The 16,925-nt window shown below is 51.9% G+C and carries 16 protein-coding genes; 4 read left to right on the top strand and 12 right to left on the bottom strand.

Annotated elements, in window-relative coordinates:
* Positions 1 to 25: 25 nt before the first annotated feature.
* Entirely contained in the window at positions 26 to 601 is a 576-nt protein-coding gene (locus EDM21_RS05255) for a TetR/AcrR family transcriptional regulator (RefSeq protein WP_157333508.1), read from the bottom strand.
* A 175-nt stretch (positions 602 to 776) separates the two neighbouring features.
* On the opposite strand from EDM21_RS05255, the gene EDM21_RS05250 reads away from it, so the two are divergent.
* A complete protein-coding gene (locus EDM21_RS05250; protein ID WP_157333506.1) occupies positions 777 to 1,709 on the top strand; it encodes an aldo/keto reductase in 933 nt (310 codons plus the stop codon).
* 398 nt (positions 1,710 to 2,107) lie between these two features.
* Here the strand turns inward: EDM21_RS05250 and EDM21_RS05245 are convergent, their stop codons facing one another.
* Both EDM21_RS05245 and EDM21_RS05240 read right to left on the bottom strand, forming a co-directional pair.
* Entirely contained in the window at positions 2,108 to 2,500 is a 393-nt protein-coding gene (locus tag EDM21_RS05245) for a hypothetical protein (RefSeq protein ID WP_157333504.1), read from the bottom strand.
* A gap of 264 nt (positions 2,501 to 2,764) precedes the next feature.
* Positions 2,765 to 3,739: an ABC transporter substrate-binding protein gene (locus EDM21_RS05240; RefSeq protein WP_157333501.1), complete on the bottom strand. Its 975-nt coding sequence runs from the start codon at positions 3,737 to 3,739 to the stop codon at positions 2,765 to 2,767.
* Between the two features lie 305 nt (positions 3,740 to 4,044).
* On the opposite strand from EDM21_RS05240, the gene EDM21_RS05235 reads away from it, so the two are divergent.
* On the top strand, positions 4,045 to 4,833 hold the full coding sequence (locus EDM21_RS05235) for a lipid II flippase Amj family protein (protein WP_420850642.1): 789 nt from the start codon (positions 4,045 to 4,047) through the stop codon (positions 4,831 to 4,833).
* A 382-nt stretch (positions 4,834 to 5,215) separates the two neighbouring features.
* Positions 5,216 to 6,412 (top strand): DUF418 domain-containing protein, encoded by a 1,197-nt coding sequence (locus tag EDM21_RS05230; protein WP_157333497.1) that lies wholly within the window; start codon positions 5,216 to 5,218, stop codon positions 6,410 to 6,412.
* Positions 6,413 to 6,557: 145 nt separating this feature from the next.
* On the opposite strand, the gene EDM21_RS05225 is transcribed toward EDM21_RS05230, so the two are convergent.
* The 9 genes from EDM21_RS05225 to EDM21_RS05185 all read right to left on the bottom strand — a co-directional run bounded on the left by EDM21_RS05225 (position 6,558) and on the right by EDM21_RS05185 (position 16,010).
* Positions 6,558 to 8,195, bottom strand: coding sequence for a copper resistance CopC/CopD family protein (locus EDM21_RS05225; RefSeq protein ID WP_338043929.1), 1,638 nt, complete (start codon positions 8,193 to 8,195; stop codon positions 6,558 to 6,560).
* A 152-nt stretch (positions 8,196 to 8,347) separates the two neighbouring features.
* Positions 8,348 to 8,755: a DUF2203 domain-containing protein gene (locus EDM21_RS05220; RefSeq protein ID WP_157333495.1), complete on the bottom strand. Its 408-nt coding sequence runs from the start codon at positions 8,753 to 8,755 to the stop codon at positions 8,348 to 8,350.
* 340 nt (positions 8,756 to 9,095) lie between these two features.
* The gene (locus EDM21_RS05215) at positions 9,096 to 10,859 is read right to left on the bottom strand and encodes a diguanylate cyclase (protein ID WP_157333493.1); all 1,764 of its coding nucleotides are present in this window, start codon (positions 10,857 to 10,859) and stop codon (positions 9,096 to 9,098) included.
* 22 nt (positions 10,860 to 10,881) lie between these two features.
* The gene (locus EDM21_RS05210; protein ID WP_157333491.1) at positions 10,882 to 11,283 is read right to left on the bottom strand and encodes a response regulator; all 402 of its coding nucleotides are present in this window, start codon (positions 11,281 to 11,283) and stop codon (positions 10,882 to 10,884) included.
* 298 nt (positions 11,284 to 11,581) lie between these two features.
* A complete protein-coding gene (locus tag EDM21_RS05205; RefSeq protein ID WP_068776399.1) occupies positions 11,582 to 11,878 on the bottom strand; it encodes a CD3324 family protein in 297 nt (98 codons plus the stop codon).
* A 661-nt stretch (positions 11,879 to 12,539) separates the two neighbouring features.
* Positions 12,540 to 13,301: a 5-oxoprolinase subunit PxpA gene (locus EDM21_RS05200; RefSeq protein ID WP_166541851.1), complete on the bottom strand. Its 762-nt coding sequence runs from the start codon at positions 13,299 to 13,301 to the stop codon at positions 12,540 to 12,542.
* A 5-nt stretch (positions 13,302 to 13,306) separates the two neighbouring features.
* Positions 13,307 to 14,371 (bottom strand): 5-oxoprolinase subunit C family protein, encoded by a 1,065-nt coding sequence (locus EDM21_RS05195; protein WP_157333487.1) that lies wholly within the window; start codon positions 14,369 to 14,371, stop codon positions 13,307 to 13,309.
* 21 nt (positions 14,372 to 14,392) lie between these two features.
* Positions 14,393 to 15,178 (bottom strand): 5-oxoprolinase subunit PxpB, encoded by a 786-nt coding sequence (gene pxpB / locus EDM21_RS05190; RefSeq protein ID WP_166541834.1) that lies wholly within the window; start codon positions 15,176 to 15,178, stop codon positions 14,393 to 14,395.
* Positions 15,179 to 15,395: 217 nt separating this feature from the next.
* Positions 15,396 to 16,010: a type II toxin-antitoxin system PemK/MazF family toxin gene (locus tag EDM21_RS05185; RefSeq protein ID WP_235918035.1), complete on the bottom strand. Its 615-nt coding sequence runs from the start codon at positions 16,008 to 16,010 to the stop codon at positions 15,396 to 15,398.
* Positions 16,011 to 16,210: 200 nt separating this feature from the next.
* On the opposite strand from EDM21_RS05185, the gene EDM21_RS05180 reads away from it, so the two are divergent.
* Positions 16,211 to 16,804 (top strand): VTT domain-containing protein, encoded by a 594-nt coding sequence (locus EDM21_RS05180; protein ID WP_166541833.1) that lies wholly within the window; start codon positions 16,211 to 16,213, stop codon positions 16,802 to 16,804.
* Positions 16,805 to 16,925: the final 121 nt, after the last annotated feature.

Genomic DNA, 16,925 nt, shown 5'->3' with positions numbered 1-16,925 from the left:
CCTCCGCCTCCAGACTTTCTGTCATTTATGATGAAGGAGAAATTCCTCTCTTAAATACTTCCCATGACGCATCCAGTCTTCTCTCGAAGCTTGCCGGCGTCCCGTATAGCAGCTCAACGATCATACCATCCATCAAACAGAGGTAGGCTGCAGCGGCTGTACCGGCGTCCACAGCTATAGAGATCCGGTTGTTCTCAAAAACCGCTGTAAGGAGCTCTTCGAGCTTGCCCAGATAGACATAGGCCAGTTCCATGCTTTCCTTATAAAGAGCCGTCGGCGGAAAATACATCATCCGGATCCAGAACTTCGCCCCGTTATCGTGCTCATATTTATCGCGAAAATACAGCAGCAGATTATAGAGTTTGCCGTGAAGAGGCTGATCCGGGTCTGCGTCCAAGTGCGCCGTTGCAAAAGCAAGCTCCTCTTTGGAGGCGTCCTGCAAGACGCTGAGAAAAAGCTCTTCTTTTCCTTTGAAGTGCGCATAGATGGAAGGGGTCTTGATGCCGACTTCTTCTGCGATTTGAGCCATCGATGTCCCCTCATAACCTTGTGCGGCAAAAAGATCCAGAGCTGCGGTTTTGATACGCGCGGAGGTATTCATGAGTAAGATTCTCCTAACTAACATTAGTTAGGTAAGTATCTCACACTCGGCTTGTGATATCAAGAGCCTTCTCCGAATTTTTGACTTTGCCTTCATTTTTGCGTTAAATGGAAGAGAATATACCGTCTGCAGCAGAGTCGGCTGGCGGTTAACTAGAAACGTAGGAGGCTAAACGATGAAATACCGCAAACTTGGTACAACCGGATTAAAAGTATCCGTGATCGGCGTAGGCACCTGGCAGTTCGGCGGTGAATGGGGCGTGGATTTTACCCAGCCCGAGGTGGACGCTATTCTCGACAAGGCGCGGGAGCTCGGGATTAATCTGATCGACACGGCAGAGTGCTACGGCGATCATTTGTCCGAATCTTTCATCGGCGACTATTTGAGCCGCCGCGACCGCGAGAGTTGGGTAGTGGCTACGAAATTCGGCCATCATTTCCATGATCGTTTCAAGCGCGATGACCGGTACTCCGCTGAAGACGTGCTGACCCAATTGGACGCTTCACTCAAAGCACTTCGTGTGGATTATGTCGACCTCTATCAATTCCATTCAGGCCCGGACTCCGCCTTTGACAACGATGCATTGTGGACGGCGCTGGATAAGCAGAAGCAGGCGGGCAAGATCCGTCATATCGGGACTTCCATCGCGAAGAATGACAATCTTCACCAGGTAGCCGCATCAAGCAGCGTTGGCTCCGAAGTCATTCAAGTCGTCTACAACCGCTTGGACCGCGCGCCGGAGCAGGGTGTATTCGATTCCTGCCTGGAGCAGAATCTCGGCGTACTGGCCCGCGTTCCGCTGGCAAGCGGCTACCTCAGCGGCAAGTACAAGCCGGGCGCAACTTTCGCCCAGACGGATACGCGGCACCGCCACGATCCCGAAGCTACGCTGCGCAAGCTGGAGGAAGTGCAGCACATTCAGGCGCATGAGGTGCCCGAAGGCATGGACATGGCGACATGGGCGCTCGCCTGGTGCCTGAAGCATGACGCGGTCACCGCCGTCATTCCGGGCTGCAAGAACACCGCTCAAGTGGAAAGCAACGCCAAAGCGGCGGATTACTTGAGCAGCAACCATGTGCAGGCGTGGACAGAGGAGCAGGCTGGCTAGAGCGGCTGGCGGCACCGCAAGGCTCAGCGCTCTCCCGCGAAGATGATAGAGACTGCGGTAACGAGAACACAAACAGAAGTTAGCAGGCTGACGACAAAGGGGCTGTCCCAAGAGTCATTTCAAGAAAATTCAGTCCCACTTTTCATGCGATATTCGCTTAAAAAAGAACCTTCAGATCCACTTTTATAGTGGGTTTGAAGGTTCTTTTGCACCTATTATAGGATTGCCTCACTCAGGTTTACCCTTTTGAGACAGCCCCTTTGGTCCTATCAGCGCCGCTGTTATAACGTACCCATAGACACAGCCGCATTTTCCGGACGTGTAAGTCTATGGGTACTGTTTAGGTCAAATTATCTTCTCGTGCTTCTTTATTATCAGACCGTGCTTCTTTCGTTTTTTCAAGGAAAATTCTGAATTCGTAGATTTGAAAAGACGGCTGCGCCCTCCGGACTGACCTTCGTATATTCCGCGTAATACGTACAAGCTCCGCTCATATAGAAATTATTCGAAGCCTCGCGGTTATACATACCTACAGTTACCGTCCCCAAATTATTCCTAGGTTTGCCTGGGCAAACCTCATATAGACTTGCATAAGCGTAATTGTCGTACCACACAATCGTATCCAGCTTGAGTGTCATCCGACCATACTGGTGATCACCGTGTATGGACCCCGTCCGCTGGCCGGATTCCGTTACGAACCGGTTGTTGCTCTCCGGATAAGCAAAAGCGGAAGCAGCCATCGTAATAGACATTATACCGGTCAGGGCAAGGGATACAACTTTCTTTTTCATAATAAACCTCCTTATAAGGGATTTAATTACATGTATATATTACCATATTCCCAACTATATTTCAAAAAATAATAATATAACTTCCTAGTATTTATTTTTTCATTGTTAACATTTTTTTCCGCAGTTATCGCAGGTTTACGCTAGACCTGTCCCGCCAGCCCCTCTGCGCTCAGGCTTTATCCGGCATATGCCGCAGATCAACGAGGCAAAAAAACTCCGCTTCCCCGGCTGCTGCCAGGAAAGCGGAGTTGTTGATTCTCCGGCTTATTTAACTTCGTAGAACTTATACAGATCGTCCAGCAGCAGATTAGCTGCTTTCACGCCGCCGGCCGTATTCCAGATTGCGTCGTTGACCTTCTGGGTCTTGCCGTTCTTCACTACGTTAAGGTTCTGCCAAAGCGGATCTTGGGTGATCGCTTCCTCCTGCTTGACTCCATCCCCGTTGCCGGTTTCATACGTAAAGTAGAACAAACGGTCCGCATCCACCTCAGGAACACGTTCCTTGGTGATTTCCTCCACGAATGTATCCTTCGCTTTCACCGGAGTCCGGGCAATGCCGATCTGTTTGAAAATGATTCCGGTAAAGGTGTCTTCCAGGTAAATACGTGTCTTCCCTGCCATAAAGCGGACAACCGATACTTTCTCCTTCAGTTTGTCTCCGGCTTTACCTTTGAAATCTTCAATACGCTTATCGAAGTCGGCGATTACTTTCTCGCCTTCTGATTTTTTGCCGAGCGCATCCGCATACAGACTGAAATTGTTCTTCCATTCCCCGCGCAGCGTCTCCGAGAAGACCGTAGGAGCAATCGCTTTGAGCTGCTCATATACTTTTTCCTGACGCATTTTATTGCCGATAATAAGATCCGGCTTCAGGCTGGCAATCAGCTCAAGGTTGGGCTGCTGCTCGTCCCCGACGACTGTTACGCCTTCCATATTTGCTTTAATATGATCATACCAAGGGTTGCCGGTAAATGATTTAACCGCGCCAACCGGCTTAATGCCTAGTGCCAGCAGAGCTTCCGTCCCTTCATTCGTCAAAATAACGACGCGTTTGGGAGCGGCCGGCACATCGGATTCGCCCATGGCATGCTTAATCTTAACGGTTGACGCTGTTTCTCCCGCCCCAGGGGTTGCCGTGCCCCCAGAGGTATCCGTATTCTTGCCGCATGCCGCCAAAACCAGCACCATGGCAAGAACGATCATTCCGAGTACGTATGCTTTACGTGCTGCTGATTTCATCGATCTATTCTCTCCTGTCGTGTATGTATTCTAGATGACAACGAATGATAATGATTATCATTCACCAGAGAAATATACCTTCTAAATGCCGGCTTGTCAACCATTACATTACATCCGCTTCACCCCTTCTTCCATTTTCACCTGTGCTTTTATATCAAAAACTGGTTTCCGGCAGAGTATCTCCGCATATACATTTAAAGTGAGGGACAAGATCAAACACTTGTATCCTTTCATGACAACTTACCGCTATAATCCTCTTACCTATTCCGCTGATTACAACCTAAGGAGCGTCGATTTCCTTGACTATGCTGCTTCTCGCTTGCTTATTCACTCTATTGATCCATGCATCCGAAACGGCTGCCTATGCAGTCCGGCTGGCCGGTATCCGGATAGGCAAGCTCGCTGTGGCGCTATCGCTTGCCGGAATGATTGTTCTCGTATCCCGTACTTCCAATATGTTTCAAGGAATGCTGACGGCAGGAATAGCCGACAACGCAGGTTTGACAGATCCTCATCTGGCTCTGGCGCCGTTCCGCTATGTGCTCATTTCCTCCTCCGTAGGAACGGCTATCGCAATCCTGCTCTTCCCTACACTAGTAGCTTTGTCCGCGCGGATGATTGCTCATTTTGAAGTGACGGGCTCTATTCCCCTGATGCTCAAAGCAACCGCGAATATTCATAGCGTCAAAAGAGCCAAGCGGCATATCCGCCTGCCTCGGCTGGAGATGCTGTCCCGCCTCCGGGTCGGGGGCGTGCCCAAACGTCTGATTGTGCTGAATGTAGCTGTTACCGCTATTTACACCGTCGGTGTTCTGGCCGCCCTGTATGCTTCGGCATTTACTCCGGACGGCAAATCGCAAGCGACAATGTCTTCCGCTCTGATCAATGGCATTGCGACAATCATCATGACGCTTTTCCTTGATCCGCGGGTCGCTCTCTTGACGGACCGGGCAATGAGCGGCAAAGCAAGCCAGGAATCCATGAACAAAATGTTCGGCCTGCTGATGCTTTCCCGCCTTGCCGGAACGATCCTTGCACAAGTGCTGCTTGTTCCTGCCGCCGCTTTTATACGCTGGACGCTTTCCTTGTATTAAGGACTCTTGCTTGTGCGGACAGGCATTGTCCTTCTCTTCTTTCATACCTCTAGAAAAAAGGAGGGGCTCCGCCCATGCACAGCTTACCTGAAAAACATCTTGGCGCGTATCTCTTTGGACAGCTGGTATATCCCAATCCGTTTGGCAACAAGAACAGGCGGATACTCTTCGGGAAGTACCGGTTAAATTTAAAGCGCTCAACCGGGAAATCATTGATTTTTATTACCGTCCGGGGAAATCATATCGTACAAACACCCTTGTTTATATGACCCGGATCCGGCTTGATTCCTCCAATCCGAGCCGGGTATGCGCTTATTGCACGGGATTCTTTTTCCCGGTATGATGAGGTGTACATGGCCCAACCGGAAGGAGTTTTCCACCTATGATCGGCCCAGCCGCCGGAAAAGAACGTATTATCAGCGTGGACATCATCCGCGGATTTGCTCTTCTGGGCATCTTCCTCGTGAATATGCCGACCTTCAGCGGCAGCGAATTTCTAACCTATGACGGAGCGGACCGGTATATCCGGATGTTTTTCGATCTATTTGTTCAAGGAAAATTTTACCTGATCTTTTCTTTTTTGTTCGGACTCGGCTTCTATCTCTTCATGTCACGCGCGGAACAGAAAGGATTCGGCAAAAGCCTGTTCTTCCGAAGATTACTTATTCTCCTGGTGATCGGACTTGCGCATCTTATCTTCCTCTGGAAGGGGGATATCCTGACGCTGTACGCCCTCACCGGATTGCTTCTGCCCGCTTTCTATCCGATGCGCACCGAAGCTTTATGGTTCTGGGGACGCCTGCTCGTAATCGGCTACCTTCTGCTGACTCTGGGCCTCTCCGCCCTAGTCGTTCTAGTTGATGCGCTCCTGGCAGGCCGCATTAATCCGGCTTTTGGGGGCTCTTTGTTTACCGCCAGCGAGATACAGAGCGCCCTCCACGCTTTCCAGACACTTCCATGGTCCGAATGGCTGGCTTGGCACTGGCAAGTGGAAGTTTTCGAATCGCTTGGCAACCAGCTGACGATGCTGCCAATTATTCTCGGCATGTTCCTGCTGGGACTTGCGGTCGGCAAAAGCGGCATGCTTCAGAACGTAGAAGCCCACCGTACCCAGTGGGAGCGGATCCGCCGCCGGAATCTGGCCGCAAGCGTACCGCTGCTGGCATGCATTGCCGCCATTTATGCATTCGGAGAGGAGTCCAGCCTCAGCGCTGTTGTCTATTTCATCACTTACATAAGCGGCTACACCCTTGCTTTTGTATACATCTCCCAGCTGGCTCTGCTGCTTCATAAGCCCGTGTGGCAGCGCAGGCTCCGTTTCCTGCAACCGTACGGCCGTATGGCGCTGACCAACTATTTGACCCAGACGGTCCTGTGCACAGTCCTCTTCCTGGGCTTCCGGCTGTACGGTCATGTGAATATATGGCAAGGAACCCTGATCTGCCTTGCGATTTACCCCGTGCAGATTGCCTTCTCCGCATTCTGGCTGCGGCATTTCCGCTATGGACCGGCAGAGTGGGTATGGCGGCGCCTTACTTACGCCGGTACGGCAAACAAACCCGGCAAACAGCAGTCTTAGGCGCCTCAACCCTTACCTCCGTACATCAAAAAGGACCTTCTGTCTCTCCAGAAGGTCCTTTTCAATGGCTTATCACACATCAACATGCGGTGTTCTATTCATTTACACAGAACGACAAATAACTGCGTGAAGCCGCGTTCCGTGTTCAATACAGCTTCATTTCTTTTTTAAATACAGTCTCGTCGTCATTGCTGTCCATAATCCTTACTTCAAGCACACATTGGCCCGGGAGCGGAAGGAATGGACCCTGCACGGCATAACTGTAAGCAGTGAAGCCCGCTATCTTCATTTCGTTCTTAGAGCCGCTTTGCAGCTCCAAAGGTATCTGAATAGGAGCCAGAGCCTCCTCATTCCCTGCCGCGGGCTGATACTGAACGTTCATTTGAACGTGTTTGGGAGCGCCCGTATTCTCAGGCAGCCACACCGTTACCGCGAACGAATTGGTTCCTGGCGCATTAGGGGTAACGACAGCGGTCATATGCGCCGTCTTGCCCATTTCATGCCAGTTAAGCGGCTGGTTAGGCGGCGCAGGCGACAAGTAGGTCAGAAAGCCCACAGCCAGTAAGATAAGCAGCATCGCGCTGAAATCCACCTTATACCAGCTGCGAACGGCCTGCTCGTTGTTCTTTTTCATATAATACCGAAGAAGTGCTCCTGTCCCTGCAACAACAAGAACCAATCCTAATTTAATAAGGAGAAGGATACCCCACTGCGTATCGAAAATATACGTCAGATCCGGCAGGAAGAGCAGCACAAGGATAATCCCGCTGACGGTCAGAACAACGATAGACGCCAGAGCCGCCCTAGAAAAGGCCGCCAAGAAACCGGTAAACTCATCCCGTTTCTTTGTGTAAATAACCGCTGCGGCAAACAGTCCGCCGACCCACAAGGCAGCAGCTGCCAAATGGACCGCATCCGAGAGAACACTTGCCCATTCCGGTGAGAATGTTACCGCGTGTCCCGATAGGCTCTTGGTTAGCAGCAGCGCGGCGGCCCAGGTATAATCCAGCCAAGCCCTGCGGGTTAGAAGCATAAAGCCCAGCAGCGAAAGCGCCAATGAGACCAGCCACGAAATTCCGATGCCGGTACGGGTCAGGAGATTGCCGAGCTGCGAAAGACCGCCCCCGCCAAGGAGAGACTCCAAATGTGTAGCGACTACAAAAAGCAGCGTAATCAGATAGAACAGCTGCAGCATTCTCGTCCATCTGGACGATACAGCCTCAGGAAGCCTCTGGATAGAAGCACTGCGCCTCCAGAACAGCCAGCCTGTCAGCGAGAGCATCGCCGCATACCAGAAGCCGCGGGCAATGAACTGAAGCAGCCCGTCAACGCCCGAGCTCCCGATTCCGTGTTCATGCGGCGCCTCTGCCGCAGCCGCTTCTCCCGAAGCAGGCGGATCCCCCACTGTAATCGGATAACTGCCGCCGACCGGATGCCCATCCCCCGAGATGACGTGATACGAAACCACATACAAACCCTCGCCGAGCTTCGGCAGCTTCAGCACAATCGCCGTCCGGTCTTGAGTCATGCTTGCCTCTTCACTTGTTATCTTATTACCGCTCTGATCCAGCACATGGATGTAAAAGACACTCTCCTCCAGCGCTTCATTAAAGGTGAGACGGATTTGCTCCGGCCCTTGCTCCATCCTGCTGTTCGGTGCCGGTTCGGTGCTAATCAGAGCCGCATGAGCGGACGCTTCTCGCGGAAACAGTCCGCCCAGCAAGCTCAGAATCATGAATATGCCGGCCAATACACGGCCGTAACGCTTTAAGACAATGGCCACCAGTACTCTACTCTCCCTCAACTGTTAATCTTTCTGTACAGCGCCCGGTCAGCATACGACAAACTTAAGGATTAGAGGTCATCGCAGAGGCTGCCGGGGAGATCTGGTAACGGCCTGCTCCCCATGCATCTGTGCATATGCACAAGACACTCTTACTCCTCGGGGAGCGGTCTGCGGCCTTGGAAACCATCCTGCCTGCTGTGATAGAAACTTACCCGTTCTTCACCGCTGCGCCAGCACAGAAGCACTTCCTCTCCGCCGATTATCGATGGAAAGTCGACTAAACCGTGTTCGATATTCTTGAGTTCAATGCCTTGATGGTAAAAATGATGAATAATTCCGCGTGCTTCAATCTGCAAAAATTCCAGCTCACATTCCAGTTCAAACAGAGGGTCCCGTTTGCTGCTTTGCAGCTGTTGGCGGATCTGCTGCCTTTTCTCCCGCAATTCGATGTACTTGAATTCAAAATCCGTCTTGATATCCTGCAAGCGATCAAGCTGATCTTCAACCGTAGGCAGCAGGGCATTAGCCTCTTGGATTGTAAAATACCGTTTGGACATCGACTCCACCCCTTTTGAGTGTATCAGAAAATAACCGTTCAATCGAACGTGCTGTCTCGGCTACTTCCTATAGGATAAGACAGCGCGGAATAAACGGTCGTTATTAGCGGTGCAATTATTCGTTATTAGCCATGCAATTATTCGAAAGAGACCCGTCTCACAAAGACTTCCTCTGTCATCGACATATGTAACCTGCATCTGCAAAGGAATTTACCCCGAAAATCAAAACGGGAAACAAGCGGTCCCTTTGGTCCGTCCACTCGGAAGCTAACTGCACAGCCGACAAAATTCATAATAAAAAAGCATTTCGATTCCCGGGATCGAAATGCTTTGGACGTAGTTACTGGGTAACCTTTGCGCTCAGCTGCTCCATGCCAAGCAGCCTCTTTACGTTCATCTCCAGCTCTACCATGGAGAAAGGTTTGGTCATGTACTCACTGACTCCAAGCTCCTGGAGTCTCTCCATATTCTCATCCTTGCGGCGTCCGGACAGCATCATAACCTTACTCATGGGACGGGTATGAGGAGGCTCGGCTTTAATCCGCTCCAGCAGCTCAAGCCCGCTCATTCTAGGCATAATTCCGTCGAGGATGCACAAATCGATATCCCCTTTCATCAGCCTGTGATACGCTTCTTCCCCATCCTGGGCTTCTTCGATGAGAAGATTAAGATGATTGAGACCTGACATGACGATCGCCCGCAAAATTTTATCATCATCGACGACCAGCAGCTTATGCCGCCCCCGTTTATCCGCATCCGAAAGAGACTGACTCTGGCACGATTCCTCCGAGACCAGTACCCGGTCTTTCCCTTCCTGCTTGGCCCGGTACATCGTTTTGTCCGCGCGAAGAATCCATTCATCGATGGTAAGTCCGGTGTTCCAGGCGGATATTCCTGCAGAGAAGGTGATCCAGTAGTTCTTGCCTTCATCCGACACAATCGGCTGACTGCGGGCTATTTCCAGCAGAGATTGTACAGACGCTGCCGCTCCGTCCGCATCCGTTCCGGGCATAACGACGACGAATTCTTCACCGCCGAAACGGAAAACAAGATCTGTAGAACGCATCCGGGTCTGAAGCAGATGAGACAGCCCTTGTAGAACAAGATCGCCAATATGGTGACCGTAGACATCATTAATTTTCTTGAAACCGTCGATATCAATGAAGGCAAGCGATATAGACGAAGGATACCGCTGCACCCTTTCCAGTTCCAGTTGAATCTGATGATCGAAATATCTCCGGTTGAAGACGGCCGTCAGCGGGTCGCGAAACGCCATTTCTTCGAAATTCTTGGTCCGTTTGACGATCCCGTAAATGCGCGCAGCCAGCTCCTCATATTGGAAGGGCTTCGTCACATAATCATCTGCGCCCAGATGAAAGCAGCGGACTTTGTCACTCAAATCATCCCGTCCGGAGAGTACGATGAGAGGAACCCATTTCAGGGTAGGATCGTCCTTGAGAAAGTCAAACAGTTCGTATCCGGATTGGGGATACATCATCAAATCCAAAGTCACCAGATCATACACATGCTCACGCAGAAGAAGCTGGGCAGACGTAACATTGTTCGCTTCGTCAACCGTATAACCATCAAGCTCCAAACGACGTACAAGGTAAGAACGCAGCACATCGTCGTCGTCAATGATAAGCAGTCTTCGTCTGGTACCCAGGTTAAGAACGATGCCCTGCTCTTTCTGATCATCCACGTCAAGTTCGATGACGGACACATCATGCTCCATCCGTAAATGTCTTAAATAAAGGCTTGTCTGATTCACACTTTCATTCACAAGCGGGGCAAAATCTTCGCTCAAAGCTACAGAAGGCTGTAAAGCCTGCGTCCATTCCCATATCCGCACCAATTCTTCGGCAATTTTGCCGACTCTGGCAAACTGGAACATGGGGGCGCTGCCTTTGAGCATATGAACAATCCTGTACATATCCTGAAGATCCTGTACAGGGGACGAAGAGGCAATGAGGACCAGCAGTTCGTCCATTTGCTTGATTTGGTTGCCTAGCTCTTTGATGAACAGCTTCCTGCCCTGCTTTAGAAGCCGCTCATCCTTTCCCAGGGCCTTGTCGCCCTGCCACCGGGAGCCCGATTGATTCATAGCTCAGATTCACATCCGTTCGTTATTGCGAGTTATCTACAGTCTTGTTGTGTACACGGATTAATTCCTCCACGGTGTCCACCAGCTGCAGGGGGCTAAACGGCTTTACGATATATGTAGTGACACCGGCAGCATTTGCTTTCTCCCGGTCCTTCTCCAGCGCCTTGGCCGTGAGCAGGATCACGGGGACGTCCCGGTTCGCCACCGCTTCCGAGCGCAGCCATTCGCACACTTCTACGCCCGTTTTCTCCGGCATCATATAATCCAATATAATCAGGTCATACGTTTCCTGTTGAAGCTTATTAACAGCTTCCTGCCCATCCATGACTTCCGTGATCTCATAACCCTCATCCACAAGTGTTTCAGTCAGCAAAAACCGGAGCGCGGCTTCATCATCCGCCAGTAGAATACGATAGGGATTCAAGCCTCTTCCTCCTGTCTTGTCATACGAAAGGCGAGCAGCGTACCGGATTCTCCGGATCCTCACCCTAACGGCCTTCATGCATCCGGGCATCCGGGATTAGGCTCCCTGACACTACGTAACTTCGCGCACAGCCGTTCCGTTTACTATTTCTGTAGCTTCATTTTCTCTTTTAACTTCATAGAATCCTGCTTCAAAAGGCACATTTCGTATAATTAACCTATGTTATCACATTACAATTACAGAGAACACTAAACTCATCAGATTATACAGAAAAACGGCGACCTGTTGGGCCGCCGTTTTATGGGGTCGCTGCGGCTTGTTTGAGCCGTTCGCGGGTTTTGCCGATGATTTTGCGTATGCTGTCCTCAGAAAGATGAAACGTCCGGATCAGTTCCATAACAGAAGAACCGTTCTGGTACAGCCGGAAGATTTCCCGGTTGCGGCGTTCGATAATCAGCCGTGTGCCGTTGTTCTCGCCCCAGCCTGCACGCTTCTTTTCTTTCTTAGGTACATATATGATTTCTCCCTGGATATACTTCTGCAGTTCTTGTAGCAAGTGAGCCGGAAGAATGTCTTTGCCGTTCTTATAACTCATCGGATTGAATACCTCCTCGATTTGGTCGTGTGTGTTCCGTACCGCATCGTCTACCGTAGAGGGTCTTCATCTCCGCACCTGCTATCATTCAGAGGAAAGAATAAGCACGATAAGCTCTATCGCGCAGCTTGTATGTATGTATATACAAACAGGTGATTGGTACTTCCATGAACGATATGCAGTTAAGAAATGAGCACCTCTACGGTGACGTTCACAATTCTTAATTCTTTTTGCATGGAAAAGCATCTCCTTTCACCAAATGTTTTTTTAAGTTGCTATTTTCAATTATATGGGAGTCGGCCTCATCTTGTCACGCCCAAATTGGGTCTCTTCTTTAGGAAAAATAAAAACCGGAGGCATTGCGGCCTCCGGTCTGACGGGCTCCCGCTAGGCGGAAGCCACCTCCATAGTTGTGTTCATTGTTCCGAATCACTCCTTTCCTTAGAGAGTGAAGCCGGCCGGCTACAACTCTATTAACGCATATATGAACACGCATTCACAAGGGGGAGATTCATTATAGTCGTTCTTTCCAGTGGTCAAGAAAAAGATCAGCAGACACATAAGCAATCAGGGTGTAAGCACCTAGTACGCCCGTATTATTTTTCGCCTATTAATTAACTTTGCCAGACTAGCAAGGATGGATCACTGCGGCGGCAAATCTTCAACTGCCGACAGGCCGCACGCTTACACCGCTGCGTACGAGCCTATCTCGTACCGCACGGGCGATCGCGGCGGCATGCGGCCCATCGCCGTGAATGCAGACGGTGTCAGCCTCAAGCGGCAGCGCCCCGCCCCCCTCGACGGGTACCGTCCCGTCTTGAACGAGGCGGAGCACCTGCTCGCAAGCCTGGGCCGGATCGGCCAGCAGCGCGCCTGGCTGCGTTCGCGGCGTCAGACTGCCGTCCGGCCTGTATGTGCGGTCGGCGAAAGCTTCCGCCGCTACTCGCAGGCCGTGCGCCCTGCCGGCACGGAGCAGCTCGCTCCCCGGCGGGCCCAGCAGCACGAGCTCGCCGCTCACCCGCAAGGCGGCCAGGGCAATGGCATCGGCAAGCTCCGGACGCACCGACGCCATATGGTAAAGCGCGCCGTGCGGCTTCACATGCCGCATGCTCCCCCCTTCGGCGCGTACGAACGCATGCAGCGCGCCGAGCTGATACAGCGTCAGCTCATACGTCTCGTCCGCGCTGACCGCAAGCTCACGCCGCCCGAAGCCTGCAAGGTCGGGCAGGCCCGGGTGTGCGCCAATCGCAACACCTTTGCTTAGACAAAGGTGGACAGTCCGGCGCATCACGCCAGGGTCTCCTGCGTGAAATCCGCAGGCAACATTGGCTGAGCTGATGCAGTCCAGCAGCTCCTCGTCTAAGCCGAACCGGTAAGCGCCGAAGCTCTCGCCCATATCACAATTGAGGTCGATTCTTCTAATAGAAGTCATGACACGCTGCCCCTTCCGATTCTCACCATCCGCATATGTAGAGCAGCCTCAAGCCGGCGCAGATCCGTTTCCTCGCGTGTAATGGCAGCGTGCGCTTCTTCCAGCGTAACTTCGCTGAACCTTACCGATGCTCCCGGCGGCAGCTGCGCAAGTATGGGCAGATCGGCCGAGATCACATGCCCGATCCGGGGATACCCGCCTGTCGTCTGGCTGTCTGCTCCAAGCACGATAGGCTGTCCGTCCGGCGGCACTTGAATGGTGCCGGGCACGACACTCTCCGACACCATCTGGGTCCGCTCTACGAGCTTCAGCTGAGCGCCCAGCAGCCTGCACCCCATCCGGTCGGACTGCGGAAGCACGCGGTATACGCCGCCCAGCAGTCCGGCAAGGCCGTGAGGCCCGGGCACGAACCGGTCCGCTTCGTGTCCGCGGACCATGCGGAGCACCGCTGCCTTGGCTGAGGCGGGCCTCAAGGAGTGGGATACGCTCCACGGCGCAGCCTTGACGGCAGGGCCTGCTGGCAGCGCAGCAGCAGCACGCTCGCTCCTTCCATCCGCTGCGAGGAGCCCCAGCATCCGGTCAGCTGTCGGGCCAGGCTCGCCAATCGGCAGTCTGTCGCCCGCAGCAAGCGGCCGGCCCTCGAGGCCGCCAAGGGCTGCCCGCACGTAGGTGCTGCGGCTGCCCATCACCTCGGGCACGTCTATGCCGCCTGCTGCAGCAAGGTAGCCTCGGCATCCTTCGGACGCATTGCCGAGATCGAGCACCGTACCGGCCGGAATATATACGGCCTGCCACCCGTTTACGGGGTGACCGTCCGCTTTGATAACGGACTGGGCCCCGCAGAAAGCCATCAGCATATCCCTGCCGACGGTCAGCTTCGGGCCGCGGAGGGTCCATTCCAATACAGCCGCATCGGGAGGATTCCCTACCAGCATATTGGCTATCCGGGCAGACCTCCGGTCCATAGCTCCGCTTTGTACCATGCCGTACCGGCGCAGACCGGTTCGCCCCTGATCCTGCACCGTCGTATACAGACCTGCCTGATTCACCAGAAGTGCCATCGTTGTTCCACCTCTTCTCCTTTATAGGATGCGCCGTATCCGCTCATAGTCCGCTGCCGTAACCGGCTCGAAGCGGACACGGTCTCCAGCTTGTAGCAGAGTCGGGGTATCGTGGTCGGGCGTAAATAATTCATAAGGAGTGCGCCCGATAAGATGCCACCCTCCCGGGGATGCGAGCGGATACACACCGGTCTGCGTACCCCCGATACCGACTGAGCCGGCGGGAATCTGCACGCGCGGATTACTGCGCCTTGGCGTGGCCAAAGCGGAAGGAAGGCCGCCCATGTAAGGAAATCCCGGGATGAAACCGATCATATAGACCCGGTAGCAGGCACCGCTGTGCAGCCGGATTACTTCTTCCGCTGTAAGTCCGTGGATCTGGGCAACTTCTTCGAGGTCGGGCCCGTACTCGCCTCCGTAACACACCGGGATGATCTTGACTCTTCCTCCGGCGGGTCCAGCACTAGCATCCGGGTAATTCCTCTCCAGCGGAGCAGGCGTCAGAAGCTTCTCCACTTGCCTGCTGACCCAATCGAAGACCGGCATTTCTGTATGGAACAAGTCATTTCCAGCGTTTCTCGCCCGCTCCGCAGACTGCGCAGCCAGTACATCGGGCACACTGTACCAGATCGTGAGCGTGTGATATGTAGGGACTGTCTCCACCAGTCCGGGGAACGGATTCCGTACCAGCACAGCTTCAGCTGCAAGCACCTGCTGGCTCAGTTCCTCCGAGAAGGACTCACCGAATCTTACGAGCAGAGCCTGATCTCCCAAGGGTTCCAGCAAGAACTTTGGAAACGTACCCACTTTTTGTGCCTCCCGGTTTCAAAAATAGCTGTACCGTTTATTAGTATGTAGACATGAAAAAAAGACCTCTGGCGGGAGATCTTTTTTCGAAAGAAGCGAAGGAATCAACGGACTCCTTATATTTGAACTTGTAATGGACCTATCAGTACGATTCGATCGACCGACCAAACATATTTGTAAGTCGTTAAACCAATTAAACCATACCAAATAAGAGTTGTCAACCATGTATTTCCGAAGCGCTGTCCGGACGCTCATACAAATCCAGCTTTTCTTTGAGAGCGTAATTTTCCTGCAGCAGGCGTTTAATAAACGCTTTATCCCGTTCTTTTTTGTCGAGCAGGTCTTTGTATTTCTTATACATTCCCAGTGAAACCATCAGTTTTTCTTCGATTTCATCCATTTCGCTGCGGATATTAGCCAGACAGCTTCCAGAGATGCGAGATTTGCTGATTGTCATCACATTGGCCAGCAGCACGTAACCTGAAAGCTTTTTTTCTTTGCCTGCTTCCAGATAAGTGTATTCTCCCTTAAGTTCTACGGATACACTGGGAATACCCGCTGTATGGGTGATCGGCGCAATAATCGTATTTCCGGAATGTTTATTGCCTACATCATTCTGCAGAACGATACAAGGGCGTTCCTTCTCCTCTTCACTGCCAATACCTTTGCCCAAGTTACATTTGTATACTTCACCGCGGCGTAAAGATCGCGTCTTCGCTTTATCGGACAAAGAGTCCAGATAAATTTTTGTTTTGAGCCATTCGAGATAATCTTGCATACGAGTCAGGTCAGCTTTCAAAGGGCCACCTCCGTTATGATTGCGGTTCAACATAAATCCCATTCTCCTTCCATGCTGACGAAAGTATAATTTGATGTAAAAGGAGTAACGCATGTACATTCAACAATGGATTATCCGGGTGCAAGAAACCATTGTGATTTTCATTCGTTATACTATAGAAGAAATCCTTTTCCATCTAGAATAAAAAATCCAATTGAACATCACTACCCGAAAAAGGAGCCCTTGAAACTATCGTGAACTGGGAATCGCTAAAAAATATGCTTACCGAAGAAAAAATTATGCAGCTGTTGTCCCAATACGAATCACTTGGACCGCTGCCTGGAATCTTCATGACTTTCATAGAAGCGTTCCTCCCAATCCTGCCGCTGTTCGCCATTGTAGTCGGAAATGCGGCCGCCTACGGCTTAGGATTGGGCTTTCTTTACTCCTGGCTGGGGACAAGCCTCGGGGCGACTTCCTTGTTCCTTCTATTCCGTAAGCTCTCCAGTGTCCCTTTCATGCTGCGATTCGTACAGCGGCCCAAAGTAAGCAACGGGATGAAATGGATTCACAACCACGGGTTCGGTACGATCTTCCTGCTGAGCTGTTTCCCGTTCACGCCCTCATCCCTGGTCGTTATTGTGGCGGCGCTTTCCCGAATGGACAAATGGGTTTTCCTCCCCGCCATCATATCCGGTAAAGCCGTTATGGTCTTTATGATGGCTTTCGTCGGTTACGATATCATGTCGTTTGTCCGGCAGCCCTGGAAGTTCCTCGTTATGTTAGTCGTCATTCTCATCCTGTGGCTTCTAGGCAAGAAGGTGGAAAACCGCATGCACCGCGATTAGGCGGCTTTTATGCAGCCGCTCCCCTTCGGACCCCGATATAAAGAAAAAAGCTCCTTACGGGGCTTTTTTTCTTTATTAGTGTAAGTGCTGAATTGGATAGTGTTAAAACGATTCGTATACA

This window comes from Paenibacillus lutrae, from assembly GCF_009757775.1.
GTDB lineage: Bacteria > Bacillota > Bacilli > Paenibacillales > NBRC-103111 > Paenibacillus_F > Paenibacillus_F lutrae.
The sequence above is the reverse complement of the archived record's forward strand: the minus strand, read 5'-3'. Positions and strand labels throughout refer to the sequence as shown.

Bases quoted from the DNA above. Each gene is read 5' to 3' on its own strand.
- EDM21_RS05255 (WP_157333508.1), bottom strand. From the start codon at position 601: ATGAATACCTCCGCGCGTATCAAAACCGCAGCTCTGGATCTTTTTGCC.
- EDM21_RS05250 (WP_157333506.1), top strand. From the start codon at position 777: ATGAAATACCGCAAACTTGGTACAACCGGATTAAAAGTATCCGTGATC.
- EDM21_RS05245 (WP_157333504.1), bottom strand. From the start codon at position 2,500: ATGAAAAAGAAAGTTGTATCCCTTGCCCTGACCGGTATAATGTCTATT.
- EDM21_RS05240 (WP_157333501.1), bottom strand. From the start codon at position 3,739: ATGAAATCAGCAGCACGTAAAGCATACGTACTCGGAATGATCGTTCTT.
- EDM21_RS05235 (WP_420850642.1), top strand. From the start codon at position 4,045: ATGCTGCTTCTCGCTTGCTTATTCACTCTATTGATCCATGCATCCGAA.
- EDM21_RS05230 (WP_157333497.1), top strand. From the start codon at position 5,216: ATGATCGGCCCAGCCGCCGGAAAAGAACGTATTATCAGCGTGGACATC.
- EDM21_RS05220 (WP_157333495.1), bottom strand. From the start codon at position 8,755: ATGTCCAAACGGTATTTTACAATCCAAGAGGCTAATGCCCTGCTGCCT.
- EDM21_RS05215 (WP_157333493.1), bottom strand. From the start codon at position 10,859: ATGAATCAATCGGGCTCCCGGTGGCAGGGCGACAAGGCCCTGGGAAAG.
- EDM21_RS05205 (WP_068776399.1), bottom strand. From the start codon at position 11,878: ATGAGTTATAAGAACGGCAAAGACATTCTTCCGGCTCACTTGCTACAA.
- EDM21_RS05195 (WP_157333487.1), bottom strand. From the start codon at position 14,371: ATGGCACTTCTGGTGAATCAGGCAGGTCTGTATACGACGGTGCAGGAT.
- EDM21_RS05185 (WP_235918035.1), bottom strand. From the start codon at position 16,010: ATGTTGAACCGCAATCATAACGGAGGTGGCCCTTTGAAAGCTGACCTG.